Source organism: Pseudomonas machongensis (assembly GCF_034961125.1).
Taxonomy (GTDB): Bacteria; Pseudomonadota; Gammaproteobacteria; order Pseudomonadales; family Pseudomonadaceae; genus Aquipseudomonas; species Aquipseudomonas machongensis.
In genome coordinates, this window is record NZ_JAYFUI010000001.1 from 1 (window position 1) to 15480 (window position 15480).

At 64.2% G+C, this 15480-nt stretch carries 18 protein-coding genes; 8 read left to right on the forward strand and 10 right to left on the reverse strand.

The window, feature by feature from the left end; genetic code table 11:
* Positions 1-176 precede the first annotated feature (176 nt).
* Positions 177-1865 (reverse strand): long-chain-fatty-acid--CoA ligase FadD2, encoded by a 1689-nt coding sequence (fadD2, locus tag VA602_RS00005; protein WP_323452120.1) that lies wholly within the window; start codon positions 1863-1865, stop codon positions 177-179.
* Between the two features lie 201 nt (positions 1866-2066).
* Between fadD2 and VA602_RS00010 the strand changes: the two genes are divergently transcribed.
* Both VA602_RS00010 and VA602_RS00015 read left to right on the forward strand, forming a co-directional pair.
* The gene (locus tag VA602_RS00010; RefSeq protein ID WP_323452121.1) at positions 2067-3011 is read left to right on the forward strand and encodes an alpha/beta hydrolase; all 945 of its coding nucleotides are present in this window, start codon (positions 2067-2069) and stop codon (positions 3009-3011) included.
* Positions 3012-3044: 33 nt separating this feature from the next.
* Positions 3045-3515 (forward strand): MaoC family dehydratase, encoded by a 471-nt coding sequence (locus VA602_RS00015; protein ID WP_054893311.1) that lies wholly within the window; start codon positions 3045-3047, stop codon positions 3513-3515.
* Positions 3516-3538: 23 nt separating this feature from the next.
* On the opposite strand, the gene VA602_RS00020 is transcribed toward VA602_RS00015, so the two are convergent.
* The 4 genes from VA602_RS00020 to VA602_RS00035 all read right to left on the reverse strand — a co-directional run bounded on the left by VA602_RS00020 (position 3539) and on the right by VA602_RS00035 (position 6727).
* Complete coding sequence (locus VA602_RS00020) at positions 3539-4786, reverse strand: RNA polymerase sigma factor (RefSeq protein ID WP_323452122.1); 1248 nt, start codon at positions 4784-4786, stop codon at positions 3539-3541.
* 42 nt (positions 4787-4828) lie between these two features.
* Positions 4829-5173, reverse strand: a complete 345-nt coding sequence (locus VA602_RS00025; RefSeq protein WP_323452123.1) for a YciI family protein — start codon at positions 5171-5173, stop codon at positions 4829-4831.
* Between the two features lie 24 nt (positions 5174-5197).
* Complete coding sequence (locus tag VA602_RS00030; protein WP_054893314.1) at positions 5198-5623, reverse strand: YybH family protein; 426 nt, start codon at positions 5621-5623, stop codon at positions 5198-5200.
* Positions 5624-5773: 150 nt separating this feature from the next.
* Entirely contained in the window at positions 5774-6727 is a 954-nt protein-coding gene (locus VA602_RS00035; RefSeq protein WP_323452124.1) for a threonine dehydratase, read from the reverse strand.
* A 75-nt stretch (positions 6728-6802) separates the two neighbouring features.
* Here VA602_RS00035 and VA602_RS00040 point away from each other — a divergent pair, with 75 nt between their 5' ends.
* Positions 6803-8173 (forward strand): aminotransferase-like domain-containing protein, encoded by a 1371-nt coding sequence (locus VA602_RS00040; RefSeq protein ID WP_323452125.1) that lies wholly within the window; start codon positions 6803-6805, stop codon positions 8171-8173.
* A gap of 3 nt (positions 8174-8176) precedes the next feature.
* Here VA602_RS00040 and VA602_RS00045 read toward each other — a convergent pair whose 3' ends face one another.
* Positions 8177-8431 carry a DUF2790 domain-containing protein gene (locus VA602_RS00045; protein WP_323452126.1) on the reverse strand — a complete coding sequence of 85 codons (255 nt, stop codon included), beginning with the start codon at positions 8429-8431 and terminating at the stop codon, positions 8177-8179.
* Positions 8432-8652: 221 nt separating this feature from the next.
* Between VA602_RS00045 and VA602_RS00050 the strand changes: the two genes are divergently transcribed.
* Positions 8653-9102 carry a GNAT family N-acetyltransferase gene (locus VA602_RS00050; protein ID WP_323452127.1) on the forward strand — a complete coding sequence of 150 codons (450 nt, stop codon included), beginning with the start codon at positions 8653-8655 and terminating at the stop codon, positions 9100-9102.
* Here VA602_RS00050 and def read toward each other — a convergent pair.
* The 3 genes from def to VA602_RS00065 form a co-directional block, all read right to left on the reverse strand.
* Positions 9057-9593 carry a peptide deformylase gene (gene def / locus VA602_RS00055; protein ID WP_323452128.1) on the reverse strand — a complete coding sequence of 179 codons (537 nt, stop codon included), beginning with the start codon at positions 9591-9593 and terminating at the stop codon, positions 9057-9059. The genes VA602_RS00050 and def overlap by 46 nt on opposite strands.
* The gene (locus VA602_RS00060) at positions 9593-10549 is read right to left on the reverse strand and encodes a YihY/virulence factor BrkB family protein (RefSeq protein WP_054893318.1); all 957 of its coding nucleotides are present in this window, start codon (positions 10547-10549) and stop codon (positions 9593-9595) included. The genes def and VA602_RS00060 overlap by 1 nt, the downstream gene beginning before the upstream one ends.
* Positions 10550-10735: 186 nt before the next feature.
* Positions 10736-10915 (reverse strand): CsbD family protein, encoded by a 180-nt coding sequence (locus VA602_RS00065; protein ID WP_186666895.1) that lies wholly within the window; start codon positions 10913-10915, stop codon positions 10736-10738.
* A 216-nt stretch (positions 10916-11131) separates the two neighbouring features.
* Between VA602_RS00065 and VA602_RS00070 the strand changes: the two genes are divergently transcribed.
* Positions 11132-12604, forward strand: coding sequence for a right-handed parallel beta-helix repeat-containing protein (locus VA602_RS00070; protein ID WP_323452129.1), 1473 nt, complete (start codon positions 11132-11134; stop codon positions 12602-12604).
* Between the two features lie 126 nt (positions 12605-12730).
* Complete coding sequence (locus VA602_RS00075) at positions 12731-13111, forward strand: hypothetical protein (protein WP_054893320.1); 381 nt, start codon at positions 12731-12733, stop codon at positions 13109-13111.
* On the opposite strand, the gene VA602_RS00080 is transcribed toward VA602_RS00075, so the two are convergent.
* Complete coding sequence (locus VA602_RS00080) at positions 13112-13948, reverse strand: CvfB family protein (RefSeq protein WP_054925508.1); 837 nt, start codon at positions 13946-13948, stop codon at positions 13112-13114.
* Positions 13949-14072: 124 nt separating this feature from the next.
* Here VA602_RS00080 and VA602_RS00085 point away from each other — a divergent pair, with 124 nt between their 5' ends.
* Positions 14073-14933 carry a DUF6279 family lipoprotein gene (locus VA602_RS00085; RefSeq protein ID WP_323452130.1) on the forward strand — a complete coding sequence of 287 codons (861 nt, stop codon included), beginning with the start codon at positions 14073-14075 and terminating at the stop codon, positions 14931-14933.
* A 41-nt stretch (positions 14934-14974) separates the two neighbouring features.
* A complete protein-coding gene (locus VA602_RS00090) occupies positions 14975-15334 on the forward strand; it encodes a transposase (protein ID WP_253781795.1) in 360 nt (119 codons plus the stop codon).
* The last annotated feature ends 146 nt before the right edge of the window (positions 15335-15480 follow it).

The window sequence follows — 15480 nt, forward strand, 5'->3', positions numbered from 1 at the left end:
CCCGCGATCGGGCGCGAAGCGGCCGCAAGCCAGGCAGTCGAGATCGTCCTGATAAATCTCGGTGCCAGGTTCTACGGCCGCTTCGCGCCCGATCGCGGGACAAGCCCGCTCCCACAGGGATTGGGCTGGACTTTAAATTCTGAGCAAGACAATTGCTCCCACCGATGCGCTGGATTTCAGGCGATGTCGCGCAACTCCCGACGCAGGATCTTGCCTACCGGCGTCATGGGCAGTGAATCGCGCAGCACGATGTGCTTGGGCACCTTGTAGCCGGTGAAGTTGGCCTTGCAGAAGGTCTTGAGCTCCTCGACGCTGACACCGCCCGCCCGAGGAACCACGAAGAGTTTTACCGCTTCGCCGGAGCGTTCGTCGGGCACGCCGATCACCGCGCAACTGGCCACCTGCGGGTGGCCCATGACCACGTCCTCGATCTCGTTGGGATACACGTTGAAGCCCGAGACGATGATCATGTCCTTCTTGCGGTCGACGATGCGGGTGAAGCCGTCCGGGTCGATCACCGCGATGTCACCGGTCTTGAACCAGCCGTCGGCATCCAGCGCCTGGGCAGTCGCCTCCGGCTGTTGCCAATAGCCCTTCATGACCTGCGGCCCCTTGATGCACAGTTCGCCGCGTTCGCCCAGCGGCATCTCGTTGCCGTCGTCGTCGATGACCTTGAACGCGGTGCCGACCACCGGGATGCCCACCGTACCCAGCCGCGCCAGTTGCCCGTAGGGGTTGGTGCTCGCCACCGGTGAGGTTTCGGTCAGGCCGTAACCCTCGACGATGCGACAGCCGGTCAGGCTCTCCCAGCGCTCGGCGGTGGCCTTGACCAACGCTGTGCCGCCGGAGTTGGTGACCTTCAGCGCCGAGAAATCCAGCGACTTGAAGCCCGGGTTGTCCATCAGCGCGACGAACAGGGTGTTCAAGCCCAGCAATGCCGAAAAGCGCCACTTGCCCAGCTCCTTGATGAAGCCCGGAATGTCGCGCGGATTGGTAATCAGTACGTTGTGATTGCCCGTGACCATCATGCACATGCAATTCGCAGTGAAGGCATAGATGTGATACAGCGGTAGCGGCGCGATCATCACCTCCTGCCCTTCCTTGATCAGCGGCTGGCCGTCGGGCCCGTGCTGGGCGAAGCAGGCCAGCACCTGCAGCATGTTGGCGACCAGGTTGCCGTGGGTGAGCATCGCGCCCTTGGCCAGCCCCGTGGTGCCGCCGGTGTATTGCAATACGGCGACATCCTCGAGCGTCTGCACCACCGGCCTGTACGTGAGTTCACGGCCCTCGCGCAGTACCTGCTTGAACGACACGGCCTGGGGCAGGCGGTAGGCCGGCACCATCTTCTTCAGCTTGTCGACCACCGTGTTGACCAGCCAGCCCTTGGCGGCCGGCAGCAGGTCGCCCATCTTCGCCTCGATCAGGTATTCGACGCCGGTGTCTGGCAGCACCGTCTGCACGCGCTGGCCGAACATGTTCAGGTAGACCAGGGCGCGGGCGCCGGAATCCTTGAACTGGTGGCGCATCTCGCGCTCGGTGTACAGCGGGTTGGTGTTGACCACGATCAGCCCGGCGCGCATCGCGCCGAAGACGGCGATGGGGTATTGCAGGACATTGGGCATCTGCACGGCGATGCGATCACCGGGTTTGAGGTCGGTGTGCTGTTGCAACCAGGCCGCAAAGGCCGCCGAATGGCGCTCCAGCTCGGCGTAACTGAGGGTGACGCCGAGGTTGCTGAACGCCGGGCGGTCGGCGAAGCGCTTGCAGGAACGCTCGAACACTTCGACGACGGATTTGTAAGCAGTGATGTCTACGGTGGAAGGCACGCCCGCCGGGCGCTTGTCATTCCAGAAGTCGGCTTGCATTTATTGTTGTTCCTCAGCCTGAACCGTCCATGACCTGATTGCCCAACGGCAAAAAGGCGTTGAGCCGACGTTAGCAGGTAAGCCGGAGGTGGCAAATACGCCAAGGGCTGCCATTAACATTGTGAATCTTATTTGTGCCCCTGCTGCAATCCTGGTCATTGTGCATACACTGAGCTCAATCCCGTGCACAAAGGATTTTCCATGGCCCACGACGCCTTCTGGCTGCCCGCCAGCGAGCAGTGCAGTCTGTACGTCCACCAGTGGCTGCCGCAGACCCCGGTCAAGGCCGTGGTGCTGCTGGCCCATGGCATGGCCGAGCACGCCGGGCGCTACCGGCGCCTGGGCCATGCACTGAACGATGCCGGCTTTGCCCTGTTCGCCCCTGACCTGCGTGGCCACGGCCGCACCGCAGAGCTAGGTAGCCTCGGCCTGTTCGCCCACCACCACGGCTGGAACACGGTGGTCAACGACCTGGGCCTGCTCAGCCAGCACATCGGCCAGCAGTTCCCCGGCACGCCGCTGTTCCTGTTCGGCCACAGCATGGGCAGCTACATCGCCCAGGCGTACCTGCTGCACCACAGTGGCAGCCTGCATGGGGCGGTGCTCAGCGGCTCGAACTTTCAGCCGGCTGCGCTCTATCGCGCAGCACGCCTGATCGCCCGCCTGGAGGCCTGGCGCCAGGGGGTGGAGGGCAAGAGCGCGCTGATCGACTGGCTGTCGTTCGGCTCGTTCAACAAGGCCTTCAAACCCAACCGCACGGCGTTCGACTGGCTCAGCCGCGACCCGGCCGAGGTCGACGCCTACGTCGATGACCCGCTGTGCGGCTTTCGTTGCAGCAACCAGCTGTGGCTCGACCTGCTGCAAGGCCTGGCACAGATCAGCCAGCCGCGCCATCTGGCGCAGATCGATCCGAACCTGCCGATGCTGGTGATCGGCGGCGAATGTGATCCGGTCAGCGATGGCAAGCGTCTCACCCACCTGGCCAACGCCCTGCGCGCGACCGGCAATCGCCATGTACAATTGCGCGTCTACCCGCAGGCACGCCACGAAGTGCTCAACGAAACCAATCGCGACGAGGTCACCCACGACATCATTGACTGGCTGGAGCAGGCGCTGGCCCTTGGCCGCCCTGCCCGCAGCGAATGATGTGCACCATCTCGTCCCTCCAAGGAAGCCCTGATGACCCAGGTCACCAACACGCCCTACGAAGCCCTCGAAGTCGGCCAGAAAGCCAGCTATGAAAAATCGGTGGAAGAACGCGACATCCAGCTGTTCGCCGCCATGTCCGGTGACCACAACCCCGTGCACCTGGACGCCGAGTTCGCGGCCAAGAGCATGTTCCGCGAGCGCATCGCCCACGGCATGTTCAGCGGCGCACTGATCAGCGCTGCGGTTGCCTGCACCCTGCCAGGCCCCGGCACCATCTACCTGGGGCAGAAGATGAGCTTCCAGAAGCCGGTGAAGATTGGCGACACCCTGACCGTACGCCTGGAAATCCTCGAGAAGCTGCCCAAGTTCAAGGTGCGCATCGCCACCAACGTGTACAACCAGAACGACGAACTGGTAGTCGAGGGCGAGGCCGAGATCCTGGCACCCCGCAAGCAGCAGACGGTGGAGCTGGTATCGCCGCCGAACTTTGTCGCCGGCTGACCGAGCAGTATCCTGTCGCGGATCTACCTGCGACAGGGCTCCAACGCCCTCAGGCAGCGCTCGATATGCCGCCGCTCAGGTTCCTGGCGGGCCAACGCCAGCGCCCTGACCCACGCCTCCCGGGCCTGCTGCACATGCCCCAATTGCCCGTGCAACTGAGCCTGTGCCGCGTGGGCCAGATGGTAGTCGAGCAACTCGCCCCGCCCCAGAATCGCCTCCACCTCTGCCAGGCCCGTCGCCGCGCCGTCACGACTGGCCAGCGCCACTGCGCGGTTGAGTTCGATCACAGGTGACGGCCAGTGCCGCAGCAACACGTCATACAGGCCGACGATCTCTGCCCAGTCGGTCTCCTGGGCGCTGGCGGCCTCGGCATGCACCGCAGCGATCGCCGCCTGCACGCTGTAGGGCCCGATATCACGGCTGCCCAGCGCATGACGCACCAGGGCGCACCCCTCCTCGATCTGTGCCTTGTCCCACAGGCTACGGTCCTGCTGGTCGAGCAGCACCAGCTCGCCTTCGCCATCGATGCGCGCCCGCAGCCGCGAGGCCTGCAACAGCATCAACGCCAGCAGGCCGAACACCTCCGGGTCTGGCAGCAGTTGCGCCAGCAGCCGCCCCAGGCGAATCGCCTCGTCGCACAGGTCGCGCTGCACCAGGTCTTCCCCCGCCGATGCCGAATAGCCTTCGTTGAACACCAGGTAAATCACCCGCAACACACTTTCCAGGCGCTCGGCCAGTTCGCCCATCGCGGGCACCTGGTAGGGAATCCGTGCATCGCGGATCTTGGCCTTGGCCCGCACGATGCGCTGGGCGATGGTCGAGGGCGACTGCAGGAACGCGCGGGCGATCTGCTCGGTGGTCAGGTCGCACACCTCACGCAGGGTCAAAGGCACCTGGGCATCGGCGGACAACGCCGGGTGGCAACAGGTGAAGATCAAGCGCAAACGGTCGTCAGCGAGCAGTTCCTCCTCGCTCGGATCCTGCGCCGGGTCTTCGAGTTGCATGATCAGCTGTGCCTGCGAGCGGTCGAAACGGGCGCGGCGGCGCAAGGCATCGATGGCCTTGAAACGCCCGGCCGAGACCAGCCAGGCCCGCGGGTTGGCCGGCATGCCGTCGCGTTGCCAGCGTTCGACGGCAATGAAGAAGGCATCATGCAGGGCCTCCTCGGCGAGGTCGAAATCACCCAACAGACGGATCAGGGTCGCCAGGATGCGCCGCGAGTCGCGGCGGTAGATAACCTCGACCTGGGCATGCAGCTCATCACCCGTCATCGTGTTGCGGTCCGCGGCGTCATCTTGGCTGACCTCCCGTCATCAGGGTTGCAGTTCGCGCACCGGCCTCACTTCGACACTGCCGACCCGCGCCGCCGGAATACCTTTGGCGATGTTCAGTGCCTCGTTGAGGTCGCGGGCATCGACCAGGTAGAAGCCGGCCAGTTGCTCCTTGGTTTCGGCGAAGGGCCCGTCGGTCAGGCTCATCTTGCCAGCGCGCATGCGCACGGTGGTGGCCGTCTGCACCGGCTTGAGCGCCTCGGCCGCAAGCATCCGCCCTGAGCCATGCAGGAACTCGGCATAAGCCATGCACTCGGCGTCTTCGGGGCTGTCGGGCAGGCTGTGCAGCAGCCCCTCGTCACAATAGACCAGGCACAGGTATTTCATGATCGTCTCCAGCTGACGGGCGGTTCAGGGCTTGAGGTCGAAGCGAGCCTTCTGGGTTTCCATGTCGAACGGTGCCGACCAGTGCTCATGGATCACCTGCCAGCGCCCTGCACTACGACGATAGCCCACCGTGACGCGCATGAAGCCGCACTGGCTTTCATCGTCAGCCGGGCCGCAGCGGTTGAGCCAGTGCGCCAGGGCCAGGTCGCCATCGGCCTGAACGTCCAGCTCGGCGACTTCGAAGACCATCGGGCCGGTGCAAAAGCCCATGCACATTTCCCAGTGCGCCTGGTAGGCAGCCTTACCCTTGAATTGCAGGGCCTGGATGGCGTCGAAGGCAACGATGTCATCGGCATAGGGCGCGACGATGGCCGGCAGGTCGCGCTCGCGCACAGCCTGGATCCAGCCGTCGATGAGCTGACGGATTTCGGTTTCGGCGGGGGTATTCATGGGCAAGCCTCCAGCAGGTCATCAGTGGGTGGCGCCGAGTGTTTGCGGCGCCTTCACTGATGGTCGACTGGGGATGGGAGGAATCGACAACGCTGGAAAACTTTTTGCGGTTTTCCGTTATCGGCCTGTGTCGACAGGCCTTCGCTGTCTTTACCCAGCCAGCACCTGCGCATAACGCGCCCGGTCCACGTTGGCCCCGCTCAACACCACCGCAACCCTCCTGCCCTGCTGGCGTTCGCGCTCCTGCAACAGTGCGGCCAGCGCTGCGGCGCCCGCGCCTTCGGCGGTATTGTGGGTGGTTTCGTGGTAGAGGCGCATGGCCTGGGCGATCTCGTCATCGCTCACCCGCACGATACGCGCGGCATGTTCGCGCACCAGGGCGAAGGCGTCCGGGTGCGGCACGCGGCAGGCCATGCCGTCGGCAAAGGTGTCGGCGGTGGCCGTGGTGACGATACGCCCCAGCTCGAAGCTCTGTGCGTAGGCATCCGCGGCGCTGGATACCACGCCAACGATCTCGGTCCGCAGCCCCAGCAGGTTGCGCGCCTGGATCAGCCCGCAGATGCCCGAACCCATGCCGATCGGCACATACACGGTGTCGAGCTCCGACACGGCCTCGAACAGCTCCAGCGCATAGGTCGCCACGCCGCGCACCAGCTCCGGGTGGAACGAGGGCACCATCCGGTAGCCGCGCTGTTCAGCCAGCTGGGCGGCGTACTCACGGGCCACGTCGAAATCGACACCGTGCTCGATCAGTTCCGCACCCAGCGCACGCATGGCGGCATTCTTCTCCTGCGAGTTGCCTTCAGGCACCACGATCACCAGCGGCAAACCTGCCTGGCGCGCCGCCAGGGCCATGCTCTGGCCGTGATTGCCGCGGGTGGCGGTGACCAGCCCCGGGGGCACATCACCGCTGGCCAGCAGCGAACGCACATAGACCAGCCCGCCACGCACCTTGAATGCGCCAGTCGGCGCATGGTTCTCATGCTTGACCCACAGTTGGCAGCCAGCCCGCTCGGCGAGCAACGGCCAGACGTGCTGCGGCGTCGCAGGCACATGCTGGTGAACGAAATCGGCGGCTTCGCGCAGGGCTGTGAGGTCGAACATGGCGATCATCCTTCATCGAGGGCAGTTGCGACGATCCTGAGCGCCGGGCATTGTATGGGTCAAACCTTATATTGCATGGGTAGCAATTTCGTGTGGACCCCGGAACTGATCGACGACGCCCAACCCCGCTACCTGGCACTGGTCGATGCCATCGCCGCCGCCATCGAACGCGGTGAACTCAAGGTAGGGGAACGTCTGCCGCCACAACGGCGCCTAGCCTGGAAGCTGGGGCTCAACCCGAGCACCACCCAGCAGGCTTACCGCGAAGCTGCCGCGCGACATCTGGTGGCCGGCGAAGTCGGGCGTGGTACCTACGTATTGGCGGGAAGCAAGGAAGCAACGCTGTTTCGCCTCAAGCAGCACGACCGGCATTCGTCGCTGATCGACCTGTCGACCAACGTACCCGTGGCCGATCCGCACCCGCACGACCTGCAGCACAGCCTCCAGGCATTGCTGCAGGCGGACGACCTCAACCTGCTCGATCACTACCTCGACCATGACCAGTTGCTGCTCGCTCGTCTGCACGGCGCACGCTGGCTGGCCCAGCGCGGGCTGACACTGGGCGCTGACGACCTGCTGCTGTGCGGCGGCGCCCAGCAAGGGCTGGCCTGTGTGCTGCAGTCGCTGTGCCAGCCCGGCGAGGCGGTCATGGTCGAAGCCCTGACCGCACCAGGAATCAAGGCAGCGTGTCGCCAGTTGCGCCTGCCAGTGCATGGCGTGGCTCTGGATCACCAAGGGCTGCGCCCGGATGAGCTCGATCGGGTGGCGCGGGCCAGCGGCGCCAGGGTGCTGGTGACCACACCCACCCTGCACAATCCCACCGGGGCCTGCATGGGCGACAGCCGTCGCCAGGCCATCGCCGAGGTGGTGAAGCGCCACGGCCTGCGGGTGATCGAGGACGATGTCTATGGCGCGCTGAGCGAGCGGGCGCCCTTGTACCCCTTGCTCGACGGCCAGGGGATACTCGTCAGCAGCTTGTCCAAGACGGTCGCGGCGGGGCTGCGCCTGGGCTGGATCGCCGCACCGGCATCGGTGCTGGAACACATCGACCCGCATGCCCGGGCCACGCACTGGCCGGTGTCACCGCTGAACCTGCGCATCGCCTGCCAATGGATCGCCAATGGCACAGCCGCGCGGCGACTGGCTTGGCAACGGGAGGAAATCGGGGAGCGCTGGCGCCTGGCGCGGCGGGTATTCGGTGAAGCGATGCGTGCTCAGGATGAACCCTCGCCGCATGTCTGGGTGAACACCCCAGGGCCTGCTGAAGCCCTGGTAGGGGCGTGCCGGGCACGTGGGGTCGAAATGGTGCCGGCCAGTGTCTTCGCGGTGGGGGGCGATGAAGTCAGGGCAGTGAGGATCAGCCTGTCGGCTGCCACCAGCCGCGCGCAGCTCAAGCAAGGGCTGGACGTCGTGCGCGCGGTACTTGGCGAGCTGGCAGGCAAATAGCACTCACCCCTGCTGGCAACCCTCGCCCATGGCTCGGTACTGAATGGTGTGCACCTGGCCCTGATGATCTTCATAGGTCATGGTTGCCGGCACCACCTCGCAGACATCGGGGATGGTCGACAGATTGATCACCCGCTTGATATCCAGGTTCATCGAGTAATCGTACTGCACCGGGGACTGGGTCTGGGTGGTCTTGGCCTCGTCCGCGAGGGCGAGCGAAGACATCCCGACCAATGCAAGAATGAGTAATGTTTTCATGAGTCTGTGGCCTTGAAAGCAATCACGTTGATCGATTGACTTCTTATGCCGTCACTGGCGCGGAGAAGTTGTCATCGTCGGCGATGACACGAAGCACCGATCCCGCATCGTCGTACTGCAGAAGGGATGAGTGAAATTCTACGCCCGCCACCGAATACTTGAACCCTGCAGTCGGATATTCACCCTTGCCAGATTTGCAACAATCTGCGACAAAGCCCCCCATGACCCTGCCCGAATTCCTCCCGCTCTGCCGCTCGCAGCGCCGCCTGCTCGACCACTTCTACCGCCAGCACGGCTCGCGCATGCGCGCCAGTGCAGAGGGCCAACTGTGGGTTGCGCGCGCGCAGGCGATGGTGGGTGCACTGAACCTGACGCCCGTCGCCGACGGCCACTGGCTGACCGGCCTGTTCGTGGCGCCGCAGTGGCGTGGCCAGGGTGTTGCCGCAGGGCTGGTCAGCGCAGCGCTGGCCAACAGCACAGGCCCGACCTGGCTGTTCTGCCACCCCGAACTGCAAAGCTTCTATGCGCGGCAGGCTTTCACAACGGCAAGCGCCCTGCCCGTCGAACTGGCCTCGCGGCTGGCCCGCTACCAGCGCAGCAAAACGCTGGTAGCAATGATGTGCGCTCAGTCGTCGGCAACGTCGAGCCCGGGGAACAGCACATCGGTGTAGCCGAAGCGGGCAAAATCCTGGATCCGCGATGGGTAGAGCCGCCCGATGAGGTGGTCGCATTCGTGCTGCACCACCCGCGCATGGAAGCCATCGGCGAAGCGGTTGATCGGGGCCCCCTGGGGGTCGAGGCCCTCATAGCGGATGTGCTTGTAGCGGGGCACGACACCGCGCAAGCCCGGCACCGACAGGCACCCTTCCCAACCCTCCTCGAGCTCGGTGGACATCGGCGTGATCAGCGGGTTGAGCAGGATGGTCTGCGGCACGGGCTCGGCGTCCGGATAGCGCTCGCTGCGCTCGAACCCGAAGATCACCAGTTGCAGGTCGATACCGACCTGCGGCGCGGCCAGTCCGACACCACCGACGTGGCGCATGGTCTCGAACATGTCGTCGATCAGTTGCTGCAGCTCAGGGCTGCCGATCATGTGCTCGGGCACAGGCGGTGCGACGCGCAGCAGGCGCTCATCGCCCATCTTGAGGATGTCACGGATCATCAGGGGTTCGGCTCACGGGTCTGGGGTTCGGCATGCGCGGGATGCTCATGGCCGAGCACAGTGATGGTCTCCTTCGGCTGCTCGCCGTCGAATTCCTTCTCGCCGGGGTTCTTGCCTTCAGCCGACATGTGCTCGATCACCGCATTCATCTCGGCGCCCAGCAATAGCACGGCGGCGGAGATATAGAAATACAGCAACAGCACGATGATCGCCCCGATGCTGCCGTACATGGCGTTGTAGTCGGCGAAGGTCTTGACGTAGTAGGCAAAGCCCAGCGACGCGACGATCCATACCACTACCGCCAGTACGGAGCCTGGGGTGATGAAGCGGAATTTCTGCTTGACGTCGGGCATCACGTAGTAGATCAGCGCCACCGCCACCATCATCAGGATGATGATCGCCGGCCAGCGCAGCACGGTCCAGATGGTGACGATCACTTCCTGCAGGCCGACTTGGGCCGCGATCCACTCCATCACCTGCGGCCCCAGCACCATGAGTGCGGCGGCGGCCAGCAGCATGCCGGCAATGCCGATGGTGTAGAAGATCGACAGCGGGATGCGCTTCCAGACCGGGCGGCCCTCGGGCACATCGTAGGCGGCGTTCATGGCGCTCATCATCAGGCGCACGCCGGCCGAGGCCGTCCACAGGGCGATGACGATACCCACCGAGAGCAATCCGCCCTTCGATTGCTGCAACTGGTCGATCACCGGATTGACTTGCTCGAGTGCCTGGGGCGGCAGCACCAGTTCCGATTGCAGGCGCAACCAGGAGAAGAAGTCGGGCAGGTGCAGGAAACCGATCAGCGCGATCAGGAACAGAATGAAAGGGAACAGCGAGAACAGCATCTGGTAGGCCAGTGCCGAGGCATAGGTGGACATCTCGTCATCGAGGAATTCCTTGACGGTGCGCACCAGCACGCGGTGCAGAGGCAGGCCCTGCAGGGCGGGAAAAATCATAGCGTCTCCTTTCGCCGCTTGATCGTCGTGGTTGCAACTGTGCAGACAAGTCTAATAGACCACGCGCACCGCGTACTGCTCACTGGCGAAATCAGGAAAACGGCTACGGCGGACGTTGGGGCAAAACGGTAAGGCCCCATGGGCGCAAAACGGCGCGCCCACAAGGCCCTGTGCATCAACCGCGGTTCAAGGCTTTTTCACCGCATCCTTGACCTTGCCCACCGCCTGCTGCCCTTCGCCCTTGAGTTCCTGGGCCTTGCCCTCGGCACGCAGCTTGTCGTTGTCGGTCACTTTACCGACGCCTTGCTTGATGTTGCCAACCGCTTCGTTGACCAGACCCTTGGCTTTGTCTTTGGTGCCGCTCATGGCGAATCTCCTGCAAAAAGAGACACGTGAACCGTGTCGACAAAAGGTGGACCGGTTCGCTTGCGCAAGAGTTTCAACAATTTTTCGGGCACCAAGCCGAACGGCAAACAGCGGGCGAATACCGCACCGAATTGTCCCAGCGCCGCTGCGCACCAGGAAGGCGCAGCTCTAGAATCCGGCCATTCATAAAAACAACAGTTCGTGGAAACCTTGCACATGCGATTGATGCCCCTGTTCGCGGCCATGCTGCCGTTACTTCCCCTGCCCGCCCTCGCCGCCGCCCCGACCGCCGTGCAAACCTTGCGGGTCGAGCGCTACACCGACGACGACCAACCCGGCACCCTGCGCTGGGCCCTGGAAACCAGCAACCGCAACCCCGGCCACTACCGCATCGACATCGCTGCGGTCGGCGAGCCGCCCTACGTGATCCGCCCGAGCCGGCCACTGCCGGAAATCAAGGGCCCGCTACGCATCACCGGCCTGGCCTGGGCACGTGACGGCCAGTACATCGCCATCGACGGTGCCGGCTATATCAAGGACCAGGGGGTACGCACCTGCCCAGGCGCCCTGCCCGGCCAGTTCGGTACCAATGTACGCACCACCACCAATCCCGGCCTGGTGCTGCGCGACACCCAGGGCGTGCACTTGAGCGGCCTGGAGGTGCGCAACTTCTGCATCGGCATCCTAGTCAACCGCGCCAGCGGCAACGTCATCGAAGACAACCGCATCGTCGCCAACAAGGGCGGGGCCGGGATCATGCTCACGGGCGATGACGGCGCGGGCAACCCGACGGCCACCACCACGGTCAACAACAAGGTGCTGCGCAACCAGTTGATCGACAACGGCGACGGCCTGGAGCTGACCCGCGGCGCCGCCTTCAACCTGGTGGCCGACAACCTGTTCCGCTCCACCGACGCCAACCCCGAGCCCTCCCAGGGCATCGAGATCCTGCTGGGCAACGACAACAGCGTGGTGCGCAACCGCTTCGAGAACTACTCCGACGGCCTGCAGATCAACTGGGGCAAGCGCAACTACCTGGGCGCCAATACCTTCACCGGCAACTCCATCGGCATCAGCGTGACCGGCGAGGGCAACATCCTCGACGGCAACCTGATCCACGGCAACCGCATCGGCGTGGCCCTGCGTCCGGAGCCGGAAGTCACCGCCACACGCGTCACTGCCAATCGCATCTGGGGCAATGGCCTGGACATCCGGCGCTGCGAGGCGGGTGGCTCGTGCGTAGCGGACCAGCGCACCGGCGCGATCATCTTCGGTGTGCCAGCCCAGGCCCACGCGCTGTACGTCGGCTCACGCGGTGTCGGCGCGGAACTGGCGAAGAAGGACCAGGCGATCATCTGCGATGGCAGCGGCCAACCCCAGCCGTGCCAGCCGCTGCCCAATCACAATCAACAGGCGCCGCGTCTGACCGGGCTTGCCGGGCATGTGCTGCAAGGTGAAGTGCAAGGGCCGGCATCCAGCCTGTTGCGCATCGAAGTGTTCGGCAATGCGGCAGCGCAGGGGCGGGAAGCGGAGCAGTATCTGGGCGAGGTGATGGTGGGCAGCGATGCCCAAGGCAAGGCACGGTTCGAGAAGACGCTGGATGCCATTGCGGGGCTGAACAGCTTTACCGCGACGGTGACCACAGCCGATGGCGCGACCTCGGAGTTGAGCCAGCCGTTGCGGCGCTGACGCTCAAGGCCTCTTTGCGGGCAAACCCGTGAGGAGGCCGGCGCAACCCGCCCCGCAACCCTTGCCGCGCCCCGCGCCACCCCGCACAATGTCAGGCCTTTCTGGCGTCAACCCGCAGGAACCTGCATGAAACTCGACAAACCCACCGCCATCGCCCGGCGCAACCAAGCGCTGAACCGGCCGGTGCTCGACCGCGACAACACCCTGTTCGCCATCCTCGACAAGAAACGCAACCTGTGGTGGTTCGAGGTACCGGTGGCATTGCTGCGCAAAGGCCAGCCCGACTGGGTCAACCTGCTGCTGCACACCCCGGAAACCGACGAACTGCAGCACTTGAAAGTGCCGGTCAACTTCCTGCGCGCGCATCAGGAACAGATGGAAGTCCGCCACCCCGGCAAGCGTCGCTCGACCATCAGCCTGGCGCTGAGCGCCGACCGCGACTCGCTGCTGCGCGACACCCGCCCAGGCGGTGAGCAACTGGACTTCAGCACCTTCGTGCAGGCCTGATCAGGCCCGCTCGATACGATCGTCATGGATGACGATCAGCCCTTGCTTGAACAGCCCGCCGATGGCCTTCTTGAAATTGCCCTTGCTGACGTTGAACAGCTTGGCGATCACTTCCGGGGCGCTCTTGTCGCACACCGGCAGCACGCCTCCGGCTTCGTCCAGGCGCTTGAGGATCTGCTCCTGCAGGCTGTCGGCCAAGGCCGCGCCCACCGGCTGCAGGCTCAGGGCGATCTTGCCGTCGTGGCGCACTTCCTTGATGAAGCCCTTCTCGTGCATGCCCGAGCGCAGGAACTTGAACACCTCGTTCTTGTGGATCAGGCCCCAGTGGCGGTTGTTGATGATCGCCTTGAAGCCCATCGGCGTCTCGCCCGCCACCAGCAGCTCGACCGGCTGGCCCGCCTTGTAGTCGGCCGGCGTACGGTCGAGGTAGCGGTCCAGGCGCGCGGTGGCGGTGATGCGCCGGGTGCGCTTGTCGAGGTAGGCGTGCACCACGCAGTAATCGCCGATCTTCAACTGCTGCGCCTCTTCCGAATAGGGCATCAGCAAGTCCTTGGACAGGCCCCAGTCGAGGAAGATGCCGGCACCGTTGATGTCCTTGACCTTGAGACTGGCGAACTCACCGACCTGCACCTTGGGTTTCTCGGTGGTGGCGATCAGCTGGTCTTCGCTGTCGAGGTAGATGAACACGTTCAGCCAGTCGTCGAGCTCAAGCTCGGCGTCCTTGGGGAAGTAGCGCCTGGGCAGGAGGATCTCGCCGTCGGCGCCGCCGTCCAGGTAAAGACCGAACTCCACGTGTTTCACGATTTGCAAACTGTTGTAACGCCCAAGCAGAGCCATTTCCGATGTTCCTCAAGACAAGGCGGCTATTCTACACCTGAAGCTGCCCGGCTGCCCGATCCGTGGGAACCGCCGAGCGCGGCGCGCATCTATTGCCTGGCAAGCAACCTGCAAGGATTCGCTCATGCCTGTCCGTCTGCCCAGAGCCCTGCTGCTCATTCTCGCGTTTGCCCTCACGCTCGCGGCCTGCAGCCGTATCGACCTCGCCTATCGCAACCTCGACCGGCTGGTGCCCTGGTCGCTGGGCGACTACCTGGACATGAATCGCCAGCAAAAGGCGCTGCTCGACGAACGGCTCAAGGGCCATCTGGCCTGGCACTGCAAGACACAACTGCCGGGCTACCTCGACTGGCTCGACAAGGTGCGCCTGATGGTCGCCAACCAGGCCGTGACCGACCAGGCCCTGCAGCAGCGCACCGCCGAGGCACGCCAGGCCATCGGCCGGGTCGCTGAAGAGATCACCCCCTCCGCCGCCGAACTGCTGCGCGGCATGAGCGACGCGCAGGTCGGTGAAATGCGCAAGGCATTCAGCGACGACATTGCCGAACGGCAGAAGGAATACGTCGACACCCCGCTGCCCAAGCAGATCCAGACACGTGCCACGCGCATGGAAAAACGCCTCACGCCGTGGCTGGGCGAGCTCAATGCCCGCCAGCGCCTGCGGGTGATGACCTGGTCCCAGGCCCTCGGCGATCAGAACAGCGAATGGATCGCCAATCGCCAGGCCTGGCAGCAACAGTTGCTGCTGGCCATGGAACAACGCCATTCGCCAGCGTTCGAGCCGCGCCTGGCGCAGTTGCTGCAGCGCAAGGAGAGCCTGTGGTCACCGGCCTACCGCATGGCCTTCGAGAACACCGAGCTGCAGGCCCGCAGCCTGCTGGTCGACCTGATGCAGCAGAGCAGCCCGGCGCAGCGGCAGTTTCTGCTGGACCGGCTGGCCAAGGTACGTCGTGACTTCAGTGAGCTGAAGTGCCTCAAGGGGTGAGGATCGGGGTGGCCTTTTCGCGGGCAAGCTGAACTGGCCTAATGATTTTGGACACCTTCTTAGGGCGCTATGATGGCGCCCAATTGGAGGCAAAATCAGTGCGAAAGTCATACTCGAAAGAACAGAAAATCCGGGCTGCCGAGATGGTGCTGGACGGTGGCCAGTCAGTCCCCGAAGTCTGCGAAATGCTTGAGATTGGGCCTACAGCCCTGCGGCGTTGGGTCGAACAGGTGCGCAAGGAGCGAGAGGGGCAGGTGCCAGCTGGAGCCAAAGCCATTACCCCGGATCAACATCGAATCCAAGAGCTTGAGGCACTGGTTCGGCAGAAAGACCGAGATATCGAAATCCTAAAAAAGGCCAGTGCTCTCCTGCTTCGGGACTCCAAAGATCGTTCTCGCTGATCAACGAGCTGAGTGAGCAATACGGTGTTGTCGAATGCTGTCGCGTGCTTGGGGTCAAGCGCAGCAGTTTCTATGCGTGGCGCCAGCGCCAAGCCCGAACAAATCCTGAACGGGATCAGTTGCGCTCGGCTGTAGAAGGCTATTTC